This window comes from Bacillus sp. AP50 (assembly GCF_040492675.1).
Taxonomy (GTDB): domain Bacteria; phylum Bacillota; class Bacilli; order Bacillales; family Bacillaceae_G; genus Bacillus_A; species Bacillus_A cereus.
The window spans coordinates 1-1009 of sequence record NZ_JBEUTW010000731.1 but is presented as its reverse complement, the minus strand read 5'-3'; the positions used below and the strand labels follow the sequence as shown (position 1 = coordinate 1009).

Genomic DNA, 1009 nt, shown 5'->3' with positions numbered 1-1009 from the left:
TGTGTATAAGAGACAGGAAAATAGCAGGTCGAAAGATCAGTGTAACTCCAAGTAATAGAAGCAATAAATCTATAATCGGAAAAATAAATGAGAGAAAAACATCTCCAATTGATAAGAATAAAATATTTGCAGATGGTTTATTAAATAGGTACCACTCTAATGTAAAAATAGCAGTAACAACAATGCATAAATCACAAAGTAAATACGCTTTCTCCCATTTGTTACATTCCATCATAATTTTATAAAAGAACGCAAAAAGAAAGAAGAATAAGAAAAACAGTAGAAATACATCAGAAATATTAAAATTTTGTATTGGTAATTCTACATTAAGTACTTGAAAAGCGGATATGAAATTTCCTATCAAAAAACACCCTATTGCAATAGTAATGCAAACCCAGAATACTCCTAACTTAATTTTTTGGGATAATATAGAATACAGTAATGAGATAAACACAGTAGTTTCAACGACTAAAGATGATAGTCGGATATTAAAATCTGATACGAAATAATGATTCGGAAAAACAAATAAAAATATAAAGCAAAAGCTTATATAAGTTATTAAAGCCAATATCAATACATAAAATTGCACATATACATGTTTACGCAATGGATTCACCTTCTTGATTTTTCTATACTTTTATTAAAAAATGGCTTGATGGTGGCACAAGTCCTACTAATTAAAATGTGTGCTACCTATTATCCATATTATGACCTTTTTAAAAGATTTCTTTCTACACACAACAATCTTATTAACTTTTTGTAGATGTTTACAATTATCAATACTGAGGATTCTAAAAAGGATAAGCTGAAAAATGTAATTTTTTAAGTATTTGAGCATCGTAAATTTGGCGGGTACAACTTATCTACTCTTTACATATGAGATAGAATCTACTCCTCTATTGGATTATAGTTGCTATCTGTCACACTTAAAAAGGAATGAAAATATACTATCATTAAAATAGAAATTCAAATTAGTTTACGAAACCAACTGTAACTATTATAGTTACAT

The 1009-nt window shown here is 27.7% G+C and carries 1 pseudogene; it reads right to left on the bottom strand.

What is annotated here, in order from left to right:
• A pseudogene (locus ABWK52_RS28950) lies at positions 1–607 on the bottom strand (GGDEF domain-containing protein); the annotation flags it as partial.
• Positions 608–1009 lie beyond the last annotated feature (402 nt).